This is a genomic window from Haematobacter massiliensis (assembly GCF_000740795.1).
GTDB lineage: Bacteria > Pseudomonadota > Alphaproteobacteria > Rhodobacterales > Rhodobacteraceae > Haematobacter > Haematobacter massiliensis.
In genome coordinates, this window is sequence record NZ_JGYG01000001.1 from 1 (window position 1) to 14,556 (window position 14,556).

Below are 14,556 nucleotides of genomic sequence, written 5' to 3' on the forward strand. Positions count from 1 at the left end.
AGAGCGGAAGTTACCGGCGGACAGCGGGCACTGTGCTGCATCCAGCTTGACCGCAGAATGCGTGGTCCTGAGGTAAGAGGAGCAGCCGATTTCCGGGCGGCGCCGGAAACCGCCCGCCCGAAAGCGCAGGCTTGTGGTTTTCATCACCCTGCGGCGTGCCATGAGAGCCTGTCCGCTGCGGCCGAGCGGTCGATGAGCGAACGGTCTCGGCTATCGGCGGACAGCAGGCACCGCCGCATCCGCCGCTCTTGTCAGTTTGCTGGGCATTCCGTGAAGGCGAGATCGTCTTCTGTGGAGGGGAGAAACTGCAGCGCCCTGGGGTCTGGCCGGGATCGCAAGGAGATGGCCGCAGGGCCGTATCTCATGGAGAGGCGCCAACCGAGCGGCAGTGCACCCTACGGCCCGCGCTCGATTGTGTCTCCGGGCGATGGCGTCGGCGTTGCGGTCGAGCTGGCTCAACACCTCCATCTGCGCGACGACGCCCCGGCGCGTCACGCTCGCCCCTTGGGAGCAAAGGGCACAAACGGTTGGGTTCTCGCCTCTGCGCAAAATGCTTGCCTTGCGATCTGATTTTGCCGGGTTGGCCCGGGAACGGAACGCCACCGGAGCGCGGCGATGTCTCTTTCACGGCGCCAGACATGCCGTGTCCAGCCTCACCCGCAGAGGGGAGGCCCTCCCTTCGCGACCTGCCCGTGGAGGGGCCGCGGGTGCCTCAGCCCAAAGGGTCCGGCGATGCCAGGTCATGTGACGGGAGGGGTCATGCCGCTGCCGGTCTCGCCGCAGGTCACGCGGTAGTCGCTTGCTACCCGCTTCCCAGTCGCTTTCCCGTTACGCAGCAGTCTGCGGCAGCACGAAGGGAATGCCCGGTGCGGGCGCCTCTCCCACCCGGAGGAGACACCCATAGGCTGCGGAGAGCGTCTCGCTGGTCAGCACCCGTTGCGGCGTATCCGCCGCGACGATTCGCCCTTCGTGCAGCAGCACGACCTTGTCGGCGAAAAGCGCAGTGAGGTTCAGATCGTGCATCACCGCTACGACCCCGCCGCCCCGGCGCGCGTAATCACGGGCGAGCCGCATGACGGTGAGCTGATGGCCGATGTCGAGGCTGGCCACCGGCTCATCCAGGAACAGCCAGCGCGGCCGCCCGTTCAGCACCGGCTCCCATACCTGCGCCAGAACGCGGGCGAGCTGCACCCGCTGCTGCTCGCCGCCCGACAGCTGCTGATAGAACCGCCCCTCGAACCCCGGGAGGCCGACGGAAGCCAGCGCGGTCTCCACCGAAGGCGGGCGCGTCATGGCGGCCTCGCAGCCCAGCCGCACCACCTCCCGCACCGTGAAGGGGAAGGACAGCAGGCTCGCCTGCGGCAGCACCCCGCGCAGCCCCGCCAGCATGGCAGGCGAAAGCCGCGCGATGTCCTGTCCGTCGAGCGCCACCCGCCCCTCATGACGGACCTCTCCCGTCAGCGCGCGGATCAGTGTCGTCTTGCCTGAGCCGTTCGGCCCGACGATGGCCGTCAGACCGCCTGCGGGGGCGGCAAGGCTCACCCGGTCCAGAATGACGCGCCGCCCGGCGCGCAGCGTGATATCGGTTGCGGTCAGGGTCACAGGTCTATCACTCCCCGCTGACGGAGCAGGATCCACAGAAAGAACGGCGCGCCCATCGCGGCGGTGACGATGCCGATGGGCAGTTCCGCAGGCGCGATGACCGTCCGGCTCACCACGTCGGCCAGCACCAGCAGCGCCGCGCCCAGAAGCGCGGAACAGGGCAGGAGCCAGCGGTGATCCGGCCCGATGACCAGCCGGAGGAGATGCGGCACCACGATGCCGACGAAGCCGATGCCGCCCGACACCGCCACCGAGGTGCCGGTGGCCGCCGCGACGGACAGGATCGCCACCCGCTTTACCCGCTGGACGGGCGTGCCCATGTGCAGCGCCGCGGCCTCCCCCAGCGTCAGCCGGTTCAGCCCGCGCGCCACAAACGGCGTCGCGGCGAGCGCGAAGAGGATGATCGGCCCCGCCGCCATCACCTTGGACCACGTCGCGCCGGACAGAGAGCCGAGGCCCCAGAAGGTCAGGTCGCGAAGCTGCTGGTCGTTCGCACGAAACACGATCAGCCCCGATAACGCGCCCGCCATTGCGCCAAGGGCGATCCCGGCAAGCAGCATCGTGGCGACCGAAGTCCGCCCCTGCCGCGTGGCGATGGCATAGAGCGCCACGGTCATCGCCCAGCCGCCGCAGAAGGCCGCGAGCGGCACGAGATAGAAACCCAGCAGCGCGGGCAGGGCGATCCCCAGCGCCCCCGGCAGCACGATGGCCGCGATCGCGCCAAGCCCCGCCCCGGAGGAGACGCCGACCAACCCCGGATCGGCCAGCGGATTGCGGAACAGCCCCTGCATCACCGCCCCGGAGACGGCGAGCGACGCGCCCACCAGTATGCCCAGCATCAGGCGGGGCAGGCGGATGTCACGCAGGATCGTCATGTCGCGGAGCGGCGCGGCCTCTCCCCCCAGCCAATCGCGCAGGACGGCGGGCAGCGAGGCTTCCGTCGCGCCCTGCGTCAGCCCCAGCACCCCGGCCGCCGCCAGTGCCAGAAGGAGCAGCAGGAACACACGCCGCGCCCGCTGGCTCCTGTCCCCCTCGGCGCGCATCGGGCGCGTCTCGCTCAGCACGACCATCTCAGCCGTCCGTCGCTGCGTGGAGCGCGCGGGACAGCTCCTCCACCGCCGCCCCCGTCCTCGGGCCGAAGCCCAGCAGATACAGCCCGTCCATCTGCACCAGCGCCCGCGTCTTGCCGGCGGGCGTCAGCGCCATGGCGGGCAGGGCAAACAGCGTGTCCGCCGTCGCGCCGTGATCGCCACCGCGGTCCATCATCACGATGACATCGGGAGCGGCGGCGATCACCGCCTCGTCGGTCAGCGGCTTGTAGCCCGAAAACTCCGTGACGGCATTTTCCGCCCCCGCGAGCGCCAGCATCCCCGCCGCCTGCGTGCCGGTGCCGGAGGCCATGATGCGCCCGCCCTGTGTGGAAAGGACGAACAGGGCACGGGGCTTCGCGCCGGGGCGGGCAGCCGCGGCTTCCGATACGGCAATGATCTGCCGCGTGACATCGGCGGCCAGCGTCTTCGCCTGTCCTTCCAGACCCAGAGCCGCCCCCACGGCCCGGATCTTCGCGCCCACGGTTTCCGCAGTCCAGCCGTTCGGAACGGTGACGAAGGGCACGGCGGCGGCCTTCAGCTGGGCGACGGTCTCCGGCGGTCCCGCCCCATCCTCCGCAAGGATCAGGTCGGGATCCACGGCCAGCAACCCTTCGGGCGACAGGGCGCGGACATAGCCCACGTCGGGCAGGTCCATCACCTCCGGCGGGAAGGTGGAGGTCGAATCGCGCGCGATCACCCGGTCCTGCGCACCGAGCGCATAGATCACCTCCGTCACCGAACCTCCGACGGAAACGATGCGCTGCGCCGTTTCCGCCGCGCTCGCCAGGGGCGCCGTCACCACCATGAGCGTCAGAGCCAGAGCGGCGAGCCGCCGCGGAACGCCCGGCCGCGCGGTTGCGGGCGGGGCGCCCAGGCTCAGCCCTCGGGGTTGCACCGGGATTGCACCCCGGCGGGGCCGGCGTTCATGCTCCGGGATACCGTGCGCGGGGGGCGGGTCCATAATACCGCCCGCGAGAACACCGCGGGCGAGGGGCGGGTCCATAGATGCGCTGCCCGCTCCCGCGCGGTCATCCCTCCGGGGAGAATGGGACTCGGTCGCGCCGGCAGGTCCACCGTCGACCACGGAGATGATTACAGGGCCAATTGCGGGATCAGTCACGGGATCAGTAACGGGGCTAATCGCGGGATCAGTCACCCGGCCAATCGCTGGGGGCGTGAGTTGGCCGGTAACGTGGCTGCGCGCACCCCGCCATCCCGCAGGATGCGTCGCGCCGTCACAAGCGCGCGCGCTCCCCCTCCCGTGCGAGTCGAGAGGCCCGCGCAATGGCAAAGGCGCGCGCGGGAGGAATTGAGGCAGGGTCGGAGCCTGACCGGGATCCAGGGGCTGCTTCCGATCCTTCCCCTCCGGCTCGTTTCGCCCTTTGCTCATGCCGTCACCGTTTCGGCGCGCGGCAGGGTCGCGACCAGCGCTTCCCAGGCGCGGGCGTTCTCTTCCCCCCTCCGGCCGAAGATCTGGAGGATGAGGTAGCCCTCCTTGTCGAACGCCTCGACGGAAACCGCCTTGCCGTGGCGTGTGGGCTTTTCCACCAGCCAGACCTCGGCCACGTGATCGGTGCGCAGATGCAGGTCGAACAGCGGGTCCAGCACGTTGATCCACGGCCCCATGGCAACGATATTGTCGACCGGCCCGGAGTGGATCTGGATGCAGCCCTCATTGCCGACAAAGACCATCACGCCCGTCTTGCTGGCCGATGCCGCCTTAAGCGTGACGGTGACGGCATCCTCGGCAAGCCGCACGGCCTGAGGCGCGCCAACCGTGCGATAGGCGCCGAGCCGGTTCATCTTGAGCTTCCGTGTCAGCGACAGGAACTGATGCGTGTCGGTCATGCGCAGCCAGTCCTCCCGCAGCCTCTCCGCCTTGGAGGGGTCTGCCTTCGGCCCCTCCACCGGCGCGCGGGGAGAGACGGAGATCGTGTCGGCCTGCTCCTCCTGCCGCAGCTCTGCAACCAGCCGGTCGAAGGCCGCGACATCGGAGGCGGGCCGCAGGTGAACCTTGTGCACCGCGTCGCCATGGGCGTCGAACACCTGAACGGAGCGGCGGATCCCCTCCGCAGTCGCCTTTTCCACGGCGAATCCATGCACCCAGCGGGAGGGGAAGATCCGCAGGTCGATATCCGGCCCCGTCAGCATCGCGGCATGCGGCCCGTCGGTGAAGTCGGTGTAACGGCCGACCCGCTCATGGACCGCGCTTTCGTTGCGGGTCAGCGCCAGAACCTCTCCCAGTGATTCGACCAGCGGGATCAGCCGTCCCGGCACCGCGGAGATCCGGGTGACGCCATGGCCCACATGAGCGGCAACCAGAGCGGCCTCGCTGATGCCAAGGGAAGCCGCAAGATCACGCTCCCGCATCTTGGGATTATCGGCGCGCGCGGTGCGGATGGTTTCGGCGGAAGGCAGGGTCATGGCAACCTCTTGTGCTGTCGTCATTTCTGCCTTGGCATCACGAGATGTGAATACTTGACAGAAATCGTGCGTCTCTCTAGAGGCAACATGCCTGACTGTTCAAGTCAAGAATAGCCCTACGCGAGCCGCCAGCAGAAGCCAGCCTTTCGCAGATTCCCGAGAGGACAAAGATGCGACTTCTGCCCCGGCGCCTGAGGCGCGACCTGATGATGAGCGTGGCCGCGGCTGCGCTGCTGGCGCTTCCTGCCGCCGCGCAGGACGCGGAAGTCACCCGGACCGGCGAATCGACGACGGTGCTCAACCGCGTCGTGCTGGGCGCCGGCCAACCCAAGGTGGCGACCGACACGCCTCAGGCCGTCACCGTCATCGACCAGCAGGATCTGGACAGCGAACAGGCGAGTTCCATCGACCAGATCTTTGCCAATGTGCCCGGTGTACAGGGCGCGGGGGCAGACAATCCATTGGGTTTCGCCTTCAACATCCGCGGCATCGGCGGCACTGAGACGACAGCCAGCGAATCGCGAATCATCGTCAATGTCGATGGTGTGCCGAAGTTCTACGAACAGTACCGGATGGGATCGTTCTTCTCGGACGTGGAGCTTTACAAGCAGGTGGAAGTCCTCCGCGGCCCGGCAAGCTCCACGCTTTACGGCTCCGGCGCGATCGGCGGCGTGGTGAACTTCACCACCAAGGACGCGTCCGACTTCCTGACGGACGGCAACACCCATGCGCTGCGGTTCAAGGGGTCGTATGATTCAAACGGCTCGGGCTGGCTCGGCTCCGTCATCTACGCGCAGAAATACGATGAGCGGTTCGAGGTGATCGGCAACCTCAACTACCGCACGATGGACGAATACAAGGACGGTAACGGCGACAGGGTGAAAGGCTCGGACGCTGAGGCGTGGTCGGGGCTGGTGAAGGGCACCTACCGCTTCGGTCAGGATCTGGACCAATCCATCCGCCTCTCCTATCAGCGGACCCAGAGCGACATGAACGAATCGCCCCTGGTGCGCACCGGGGGCGGGGCGCCGGTCATAGATACTTTCGGCTATATCAACCGCGACGTGACCGACGACACGATCGTTGCCGAATATGCCAACCCGTTCGTGGACAGCGCCTGGCTCGATCTCAGGGTGCAGCTCTCCTATTCCAAGACCCAGGTGAAGCAGTCCGACCACGTGGATACGTCCGGCGGCTTCGTGATGTGCATGCCCGGTACGCTTGCCGTGGTCTGCGACAGCGAATACGCCTATGAGACAACCCTTGCGAAGGTGGAGAACGTCAGTGAATTCGCCTTTGGCGACTGGCAGAACTACCTGACAACCGGGGTTCAATTCACCCATCAGAACCGCGTGGCGACCAGCGCGGTCGGCGACCTGAACTTCCACCCGGAAGGGACGGACGACAAGATCGGCGTCTATGCGCAGGCCGAGTTCAACTGGCAGGATCGTCTCGCCATCGTGCCGGGGATTCGCGTTGATTTCGGCGAACGTTCGGCCGGCTCCGGCATTCCGGGGGCGGAGGATGTCTCCGACACCGCCGTCTCGCCGAAGATCGCCGCGCTTTACAAGCTGACCGACTCCTGGGGGATCTTCGCCTCCTACGCGCGCACGGAGCGGATGCCGACGCTGGATGAGCTTTACGCCCATGACGCGCGCCGGGTGCCGAGCCTCGATCTGGCCAAGGAGAAGGCCGATACGGTGGAGGTGGGTGTAAGCTATTCCGCCCGCGATCTGCTGGATGTCGGCGACAGCCTCGCGCTCAAGGGGACGCTGTTCCATAACGACATCGAAAACCTCATCGCTTCAAATACCGGTTACCTGCCCGTGAACGGTGCGGTTCCCCGGTATCTCAACATCGACAACGCGGAGATCTGGGGCGGGGAGCTGGAAGGCGCCTATTCGGCGGAACGGTGGTTCGGCAGGCTGGCCTATTCGCAGGTCAAGGGCGTGAACAAGGACACGCGGGAGACGCTCGCCACCGTTCCTGCGGAGCAGGTGTCGCTCACGCTTGGCGGGCGGCTGCCGGAACGCAATCTTGAATACGGCTGGCGGGCGACTTACGTCGATTCCATCACGACGACGCTGGGGGATTTCTCTTCCTACGATGTCCACCGCCTCTTCGTGAGCTGGAAGCCGGATACCGGCGCGCTCGCCGGGTTCTCCGTCGATTTCGCCGTGGATAACGTCTTTGACGAGGATTACCGAAACAATCTCTACCAGGACAACGGGCGCGGGCGGACATTCAAGCTGTCCATGACCAAGCAGTTCGACTGGTAAGACCGAACCCGGCCGCCGGTGAGGTGCCTGGCGGACAGGCGGAAGGCCCCGGGGTTCCCTCGCCGGGGCCTTTCGAATTGCCCGCAGCCGCGTCATTCGCAGTGCGGCCCTTGCGGGGGTCCGAACGCATGACTAAGACTCTAGAAAGAGATCCGTGATCTATTACTCCTCCAGACCAAGGCAGGGCGGAAAATGAGAGACCCCATCGACACGTGGACCAACTTCATCATCCCGACCGTGGAGGAAACCAACTCCCGCGGGTCCATCCGCTATGACATCTTCTCCCGTCTCCTGAAGGAGCGGATCATCTTCGTGGCCGGTCCCGTGCAGGACGACATGGCGACGGTGATCGTGGCGCAGCTGCTGTTCCTTGAGGCGGACAACCCGAACAAGGAAATCTCGATGTATATCAACAGCCCCGGCGGTGTCGTCACCTCCGGCCTGTCGATCTACGACACGATGCAGTACATCAAGCCGAAAGTGTCGACGGTTTGCATCGGGCAGGCGGCCTCCATGGGGTCGCTCCTGCTGGCGGCGGGCGAACACGGGATGCGCTTCAGCCTGCCGAACAGCCGCATCATGGTTCACCAGCCCTCCGGCGGGTTCCAGGGGCAGGCGACGGACATCATGATCCACGCCCAGGAGACCCAGAAGCTGAAGGATCGTCTGAACGGCATCTACGTCAGGCACACCGGGCGCAGCCTCAAGGAAGTCGAAGACGCGCTTGAGCGGGACCGCTTCATGTCGGCGGAAGATGCGAAGGAATGGGGCCTGATCGACGAGATCGTGGCCGATCGCGGGAAGATCGAGGCCGCCAAGTGAGGCGACGCAGCGCCGATTGCTGCACCGCAGCCATTTTGGCGTTGTGAAGAAAACAGGGCTGTCCTAGACTTTTAGGGCAACCCTCGTCCAGCCGGGACGTTACTCCGGGTCTTGGCATAGGAGCCGCAGAGGTATCACATGGCGAACAACTCCTCCAGCGACAGCAAGAATACGCTCTACTGCTCCTTTTGCGGAAAGAGTCAGCATGAAGTGCGCAAGCTGATCGCCGGCCCGACCGTGTTCATCTGCGATGAATGCGTCGAGTTGTGCATGGACATCATCCGGGAGGAGACGAAGACCTCCGGCCTGAAATCCGCCGATGGCGTGCCGACGCCGCGCGAAATCTGCAAGGTGCTGGACGATTACGTCATCGGTCAGATCCATGCAAAGCGCGTTCTGTCGGTTGCCGTGCACAACCACTACAAACGGCTCAACCACGGCGCCAAGTCGTCAGAGATCGAGCTGTCGAAGTCGAACATCCTGCTGATCGGCCCGACCGGGACGGGCAAGACCCTGCTCGCGCAGACGCTGGCCCGCATTCTCGACGTGCCCTTTACCATGGCGGATGCAACCACGCTGACAGAGGCCGGCTATGTCGGCGAGGATGTGGAGAACATCATCCTCAAGCTGCTGCAGGCGTCGGAATACAATGTCGAACGGGCGCAGCGCGGCATCGTCTATATCGACGAGGTCGACAAGATCACCCGCAAGTCCGACAACCCGTCCATTACCCGCGACGTGAGCGGGGAGGGTGTGCAGCAGGCGCTCCTGAAGATCATGGAGGGCACCGTCGCCTCCGTGCCGCCGCAGGGCGGGCGCAAGCATCCGCAGCAGGAATTCCTGCAGGTGGACACGACCAATATCCTGTTCATCTGCGGCGGCGCCTTTGCCGGGCTGGACCGGATCATCGCTCACCGGAACAAGGGGTCCGGCATCGGTTTCGGCGCCGAGGTCAAGGCCAAGGACGAACGGGGCGTGGGCGAGCTGTTCCGCGAGCTGGAACCGGAAGACCTGCTGAAATTCGGTCTGATCCCGGAATTCGTGGGGCGTCTCCCGGTGATCGCCACGCTGTCCGACCTTGATGAGGAGGCGCTGGTCACCATCCTCACGGAGCCGAAGAACGCGCTGGTCAAGCAGTACCAACGGCTTTTCGACATCGAAGGGGTGAAACTCACCTTTACCGAGGATGCCCTGAAAGCCATCGCCTCGCGTGCGATTAAGCGCAAGACGGGCGCGCGCGGCCTGCGTTCGATCATGGAGGATATCCTTCTCGACACCATGTTCGAGCTTCCGGGCATGAATGGCGTGGAGGAGGTCGTGGTGAATGAAGAGGCCGTGACCGCCGGGGCAAAGCCGCTCCTCATCTATACCGAGGCGAAAAAGGAACCGGCCACTGCTGGCTGACGTTCCTGAAGAATGAAAAAGGGTGGATCTGCGGATCCGCCCTTTTTCATTAGAACACCGGGCATTGCGACGATTTCTTCGCAGGCAGGGGCGGTCGCTCACCGCGCGCCACCTTCGGTCACCACGCTCCGCAGCCGGCCGGCGAACCTATATGCCTCGCACGCCGCGAGGAATCGGGATTGTGCGGATCACGCCGACCGATGAGTACCGTCATGGCAACCCATGTCGATGAAACAGGGCTGTTTTGGCAATACCGGGGCAGGGTCCAGAAACCTGATTGATCTCGCTCCTGCTCAAGTTCGCGGGTTTCAAAGGTAAAAACGGGCGCCCGGTCTGCCTTTGCAGGTCGGGCGCCTGTTTCTTTCACCCCCTTGCAAATTCCCCAGCGAATCTCGCGGCCCGGTAACCTGATCTCACGAACCGGCAGATTGTCATGGCTGGGATATCAGCGTTGCCACGCGGCCCGAACGTCTCCGCATTGGCAAGGGGGGCTTTCCATTTCCTGCGGAGTAAGTTCTTCTGCTCATGCTTCGCCGGATCGCGCGTGATACCTCACTCCGTGGCGAACAGTTTGCAGATCGCGAGAACATAGTGCTCCATTTCGCCGGGAACCAACGAATAGTAGATCGCCTTGCCTTCGCGCCGCGGCTCCACCAGCCCCTCCATGCGCAGGCGCGCGAGTTGCTGGCTCACCGCAGCCTGACGGGTGTCCAACAGTTGCTCCAACTCGGTTACGGATTTCTCGCCCGTCGCCAGATGGCACAGGATCATCAGCCGCCCTTCATGCCCGAAGGCTTTCAGCAGCGCGGCCGCGGTCTGCGCACGGGGCGCAAGCTTCGACGGATCCACTCCCTGCAGCGCGTCGCTCCTGCTCGTCACGATACCCAACGTTTGCCTGAAATTTCGCGGCTTTGCTTCCGTGCCGCGTCCATCCTGTGGAAGTAGTGCCCATGCCGTCAGGGACAAGTTTTCCCCCCGCCGTATCCGCGATGCGTGAGGAGGCGCTGCGCCTCTTTGACGCCGGCGTCATCGCCGCGGACCCTGAGGAGGCGGTTTTGAAGGCACTTCCTGAGCGAAGACCTGATCTCATCGTGGCTCTTGGCAAGGCGGCACCGGGCATGATCCGTGCCGCGCTGGCGCGCTTTGGTCCGGTCCCGGGCATTGTGATCACACATCGCGAGAACGCGGAGGCCGATCTGCCGCCGGGTGTGCAGGTGTTTTTCGCCGGGCATCCCGTGCCCGATGAGGTGGGTCTCGCAGGGGCAAAGGCGGTGTTGGAGGCGGTTTCGCGATTGGCCTTCGGGCAGAGGTTGCTCGTCCTGATTTCGGGCGGCGGGTCGGCTCTGCTGCCTGCGCCGCCCGAAGGAATATCACTGGCGGACAAGCGCGAGCTGAACCGCCTGTTGCTCGCCTCCGGCGCCGATATCGGCGAGATGAACCTCATCCGGCAGCAGGTCAGCCTGCTGAAAGGGGGTGGACTGGCGCGTGCCACATCCCCGGCTGATGTCGTGGCGCTGATCCTGTCGGATGTTGTGGGTGATGATATTTCCGTGATCGCGTCCGGGCCCACCGCCGCACCCGTCGGCACGCGGTCAGAGGCGCGTCAGCGGCTCCGGTCGCGCGGACTCTGGCCGGAGCTGCCGGCTGCGATCCGCGGCTTGCTAGAGGGGCAGGACCAGCCGATTGAGCCGGCTGCCAACCATGTGGACAACCGGCTCGTCGGCTCGAATACTCTCTCGCGCGCGGCGATGGCCCATGCGTCCCCCGGCGCGTCGCTGTCGCCTGAGCCATTGACCGGAGACGTCTCCGAAGCAGCCGCTCGTATCATGGCGGAGGCCCGGGGGCCGGGCATCTGGCTCTGGGGTGGTGAGACGACGGTGCGGCTCCGGGGCGCGGGCAAGGGCGGTCGCAATCAGGAGCTTGCGCTGCGTGTGGCGCTCCTGGCGGAGCAGGCGGGTTGGCGTGACGACTGGGTCTTCCTCTCCGCCGGCACCGATGGGCGAGACGGCCCGACAGAGGCGGCCGGCGGGCTGGTCGATGGTGAAAGCCTCACCCGGATGCGCGCTGCCGGGATCGACCCGGAGGAGGCGCTGGCCCGCAATGACAGCAATCCGGCGCTCGCGGCCTCGGGCGATCTTGTGGTCACAGGAGCGACCGGAACGAATGTCGCAGACCTTCAGATCATGATCCGCGCATGACCTCGCTCAGACGAGATTGCCGAAATGGCCCGCGTGAAAGACCAGCGGTTTGCCGTCGTCATAGGCGGCGCGCTCCACCTCTCCGACGATGATGACATGATCGCCGCCCTCGTGCACCGCATGCTGACGGCATTCGAAACGCGCAAGGCAGCCTTCGATCAGTGGTATCCCGGTGTCGGACTCCGTCAGGGGCACGCCGGTGAAATCGGTGCCCTGCTTGGTGAAGTGACGAGCGACATCGTTCTGCCCGGCTGCCAGAACATGGATCGCGAACCGCTCCGCCGCGACGAAAGCGTCGAACCGGCTGGACATACGGGCGGGCGACCAGAGCACCAGAGGCGGGTTCAGCGAAACGGCGGCGAAGCTGTTGGCGGTAATGGCGATCGGTCCTGCCGCCGTCTGCGTCGTCACCACCGTCACACCGGTCGCAAATCTGCCGAGGGCGTCCCGGAAGTCGCGTTCGTGATCACGGTCGGGGGTGAAGATCGGCATAGCAGGTTCCTCTGGTCATCCTCACCTGCCACAAAGCACGTCCCCCAGGATGATGCCACCCCTCAGACAGAGCCCGAAAGAGGAAACTGCCGGATGAGGCGAAAGCGTCCATCTTCCCCCTCGCCGCAGAGCGAGAGGCGGTCGAAGCAGAAAGGCTTCGGCAACAGCGGCAGGATGAGCGGTTCCAGCACCGCCTGCACCTGATCGCAGAGATCCTCGGGCAGGCTGCCAGTCAGGTACAGACGGAAGCCGTCATCTTGCCCGGGCGAGGCAAAGGGATAGCCCCATTGGCCGAGCAGCAACCGTTGCGATCCCGAAAGCCGCAGCGCGTGACGGCGGATCGTGTCGTCCACCGAAAGCGGCGCGCGGAAGTGATCGACCTCCCGCGCGATCCGGGCGGCGAGCAGATCGAGAGCGATCTCCTCCCGCGCCGGGGCAAGGGCGAACATCCCGTTCGTGCGCACCAGGCTGAGGCTGGACGCCTCAACCGCGGCGAGCCGCGCGGCCAGGGCATCCAGTGCCGCAATCAGCGTGGAAATCTGCACCCCGTCGATGAGGCGGAACGGCGCCTTGATCCGGCCATGCAGACCATAGTTGCCCAATGCCTCGCCCGGCTCCGCGAGCGAGGAGGGCAATCCGGGCACGGCCAACGGCGGCAGCGCCATGGCCTCGACCGGATCCCAGCCGGACCAGGCCGTTCCGAAATCCGCCAGGGCGCCGCGCCCCGGCAGATAAAAGATGGCAAGCTTTCTATAGTCGGTCATCGTTCCCACCTCTTGCGGCTCCTCCGGTCGGAGACCGCGTCTCCCCTGTCTGAAAGTATAGGTTGCGAGGAAATCGCTTCCGGTGGATCGGGGGTGGCTGGGATGGTTTTTGAGCTTCCTTTCGGACGAATGCGGCATTTTGTGTCGCCTTCGCCCGATGTTTCCGCAGTCGTGGAAGTATGACAACCTGAAGCTGTTAAAGTCGTCCCGTCCGGTTCGCCTGGACGAGACCATGAATGTAGCACAGCTTCTCGATCACCTTGGGACTGAGCACGAAGGGATAGAGATCGGGCTGCCCCATCGCGCGGTTGAGACTGTTGACCGCGAATGTCAGCGGCAGCCATGCGTCGATCAACGGTTCGAAACGCCAGGCACGATGCGGATCCACATCGACCGAGATCTCTGCATCCGCATCCCCTGTCACAGCCGCGTTCACCGTGATGCCAAAGGCGCGCGCCATCTCCAGTGTGTCGATGATATGGAGGTAATGCGCCCAGGTCTCCGCCCAGTCCTCCCACGGGTGCATGGTAGCATAGGAGGAGATGTAGTTCTCCTGCCAGCCGGCCGGTGCGCCGTTCTTGTAGTGACGGTCCAGCGCTTCCTGATAGCTCTCGCGCTCATCTCCGAAGATCGCGCGGAAATCCTCCAGATGTCCCCCATCACGGACGAGGATGTCCCAGTAGTAATGGCCAACCTCGTGGCGGAAATGGCCAAGAAGTGTGCGATAGGGTTCGTGCAGTTCCTCCTGCATCTTCGCGCGGAATGCGTCGTCCGCTTCGTTCAGCGAGAGGGTGATGACGCCATTGTCGTGGCCCGTGACCACCTTTTTCCCGCTTTCAGGATCATCGGCGAGGAAATCGAAGATGAGCGGCTCTGCCGCGCCGCTGGCGGCCGTGGGCGCGGGCAGGCCGAGCTTGATGATGGTATAGAACAGCCGCCGTTTGGCCTGCTCCATCTTTTGCCAGAGCGCATGGTTTTCGGGGGAGGAGATGTCCGGGATCGTCCGGTTATGCTGGCAGGCGAAGCACAGCGTATCCTGACTGTCGGTGGTGACCATCCAGTTGCAGGCGCTCTGCTCCCAATTGGCGCAGAAGCGGTAGAGCGTGCCGGGGTTGGCCATCGCGGTCCAGTTCGGACCATCGGGCGTGACGGAAGACATCTCGCCCTGATCCGGGAGATAGCCAAGCGTCATTCCGCATTTCTCGCAGACGGTATTCTCAAAATAAACGACTTGCTGACAGTTCTGGCAGTGGAAGAGCTTCATGGGGGCCTCCGGGGCGCGTTCCAGCCTCGCGCAACGCAACAGGCCGACGGCGGTTCCATAATGTCGCACTCCTGTTCGATGGTAAGGCGCGATATACTGCAGGGCAGGGGTGCATCGTCGACCGATTGCCTTGGAACCCGCAGCGCGCGGCTCCGTCTCACGGCAGAATGCCGACGGCGGCACGGGAGAGATGGCACACCGCCTTCGGCGGCACGG

At 65.2% G+C, this 14,556-nt stretch carries 12 protein-coding genes; 4 read left to right on the forward strand and 8 right to left on the reverse strand.

Going from position 1 to position 14,556, the window contains the following annotated elements; all coding sequences use genetic code 11:
- Positions 1-828: 828 nt before the first annotated feature.
- From CN97_RS00005 to CN97_RS00020, 4 genes are all read right to left on the reverse strand, one after another.
- The gene (locus CN97_RS00005; RefSeq protein WP_035705381.1) at positions 829-1,602 is read right to left on the reverse strand and encodes a heme ABC transporter ATP-binding protein; all 774 of its coding nucleotides are present in this window, start codon (positions 1,600-1,602) and stop codon (positions 829-831) included.
- The gene (locus tag CN97_RS00010) at positions 1,599-2,672 is read right to left on the reverse strand and encodes a FecCD family ABC transporter permease (RefSeq protein ID WP_035705385.1); all 1,074 of its coding nucleotides are present in this window, start codon (positions 2,670-2,672) and stop codon (positions 1,599-1,601) included. Before CN97_RS00010 ends, CN97_RS00005 begins: the two co-directional genes overlap by 4 nt.
- A gap of 1 nt (position 2,673) precedes the next feature.
- Complete coding sequence (locus CN97_RS00015) at positions 2,674-3,498, reverse strand: heme/hemin ABC transporter substrate-binding protein (protein WP_051910918.1); 825 nt, start codon at positions 3,496-3,498, stop codon at positions 2,674-2,676.
- A 581-nt stretch (positions 3,499-4,079) separates the two neighbouring features.
- Entirely contained in the window at positions 4,080-5,117 is a 1,038-nt protein-coding gene (locus tag CN97_RS00020) for a hemin-degrading factor (RefSeq protein ID WP_035705388.1), read from the reverse strand.
- A 170-nt stretch (positions 5,118-5,287) separates the two neighbouring features.
- Between CN97_RS00020 and CN97_RS00025 the strand changes: the two genes are divergently transcribed.
- The 3 genes from CN97_RS00025 (at position 5,288) to clpX (ending at position 9,622) form a co-directional block, all read left to right on the forward strand.
- Positions 5,288-7,396: a TonB-dependent receptor domain-containing protein gene (locus tag CN97_RS00025; protein ID WP_051910849.1), complete on the forward strand. Its 2,109-nt coding sequence runs from the start codon at positions 5,288-5,290 to the stop codon at positions 7,394-7,396.
- Positions 7,397-7,588: 192 nt separating this feature from the next.
- Positions 7,589-8,218, forward strand: coding sequence for an ATP-dependent Clp protease proteolytic subunit (locus CN97_RS00030; RefSeq protein ID WP_035705390.1), 630 nt, complete (start codon positions 7,589-7,591; stop codon positions 8,216-8,218).
- A gap of 138 nt (positions 8,219-8,356) precedes the next feature.
- A complete protein-coding gene (gene clpX / locus CN97_RS00035; protein ID WP_035705392.1) occupies positions 8,357-9,622 on the forward strand; it encodes an ATP-dependent Clp protease ATP-binding subunit ClpX in 1,266 nt (421 codons plus the stop codon).
- Positions 9,623-10,174: 552 nt separating this feature from the next.
- Here clpX and CN97_RS00040 read toward each other — a convergent pair.
- Entirely contained in the window at positions 10,175-10,501 is a 327-nt protein-coding gene (locus CN97_RS00040; RefSeq protein ID WP_242685226.1) for an ArsR/SmtB family transcription factor, read from the reverse strand.
- 71 nt (positions 10,502-10,572) lie between these two features.
- Here CN97_RS00040 and CN97_RS00045 point away from each other — a divergent pair, with 71 nt between their 5' ends.
- The gene (locus CN97_RS00045) at positions 10,573-11,820 is read left to right on the forward strand and encodes a glycerate kinase type-2 family protein (RefSeq protein WP_051910850.1); all 1,248 of its coding nucleotides are present in this window, start codon (positions 10,573-10,575) and stop codon (positions 11,818-11,820) included.
- Between the two features lie 6 nt (positions 11,821-11,826).
- Here CN97_RS00045 and CN97_RS00050 read toward each other — a convergent pair whose 3' ends face one another.
- From CN97_RS00050 to CN97_RS00060, 3 genes are all read right to left on the reverse strand, one after another.
- Entirely contained in the window at positions 11,827-12,312 is a 486-nt protein-coding gene (locus CN97_RS00050) for a flavin reductase family protein (RefSeq protein WP_035705400.1), read from the reverse strand.
- Positions 12,313-12,374: 62 nt separating this feature from the next.
- The gene (locus CN97_RS00055; RefSeq protein ID WP_035705403.1) at positions 12,375-13,076 is read right to left on the reverse strand and encodes a DUF1045 domain-containing protein; all 702 of its coding nucleotides are present in this window, start codon (positions 13,074-13,076) and stop codon (positions 12,375-12,377) included.
- Positions 13,077-13,272: 196 nt separating this feature from the next.
- Positions 13,273-14,340 carry a zinc-binding metallopeptidase family protein gene (locus tag CN97_RS00060; protein WP_035705405.1) on the reverse strand — a complete coding sequence of 356 codons (1,068 nt, stop codon included), beginning with the start codon at positions 14,338-14,340 and terminating at the stop codon, positions 13,273-13,275.
- Between the last annotated feature and the right edge of the window lie 216 nt (positions 14,341-14,556).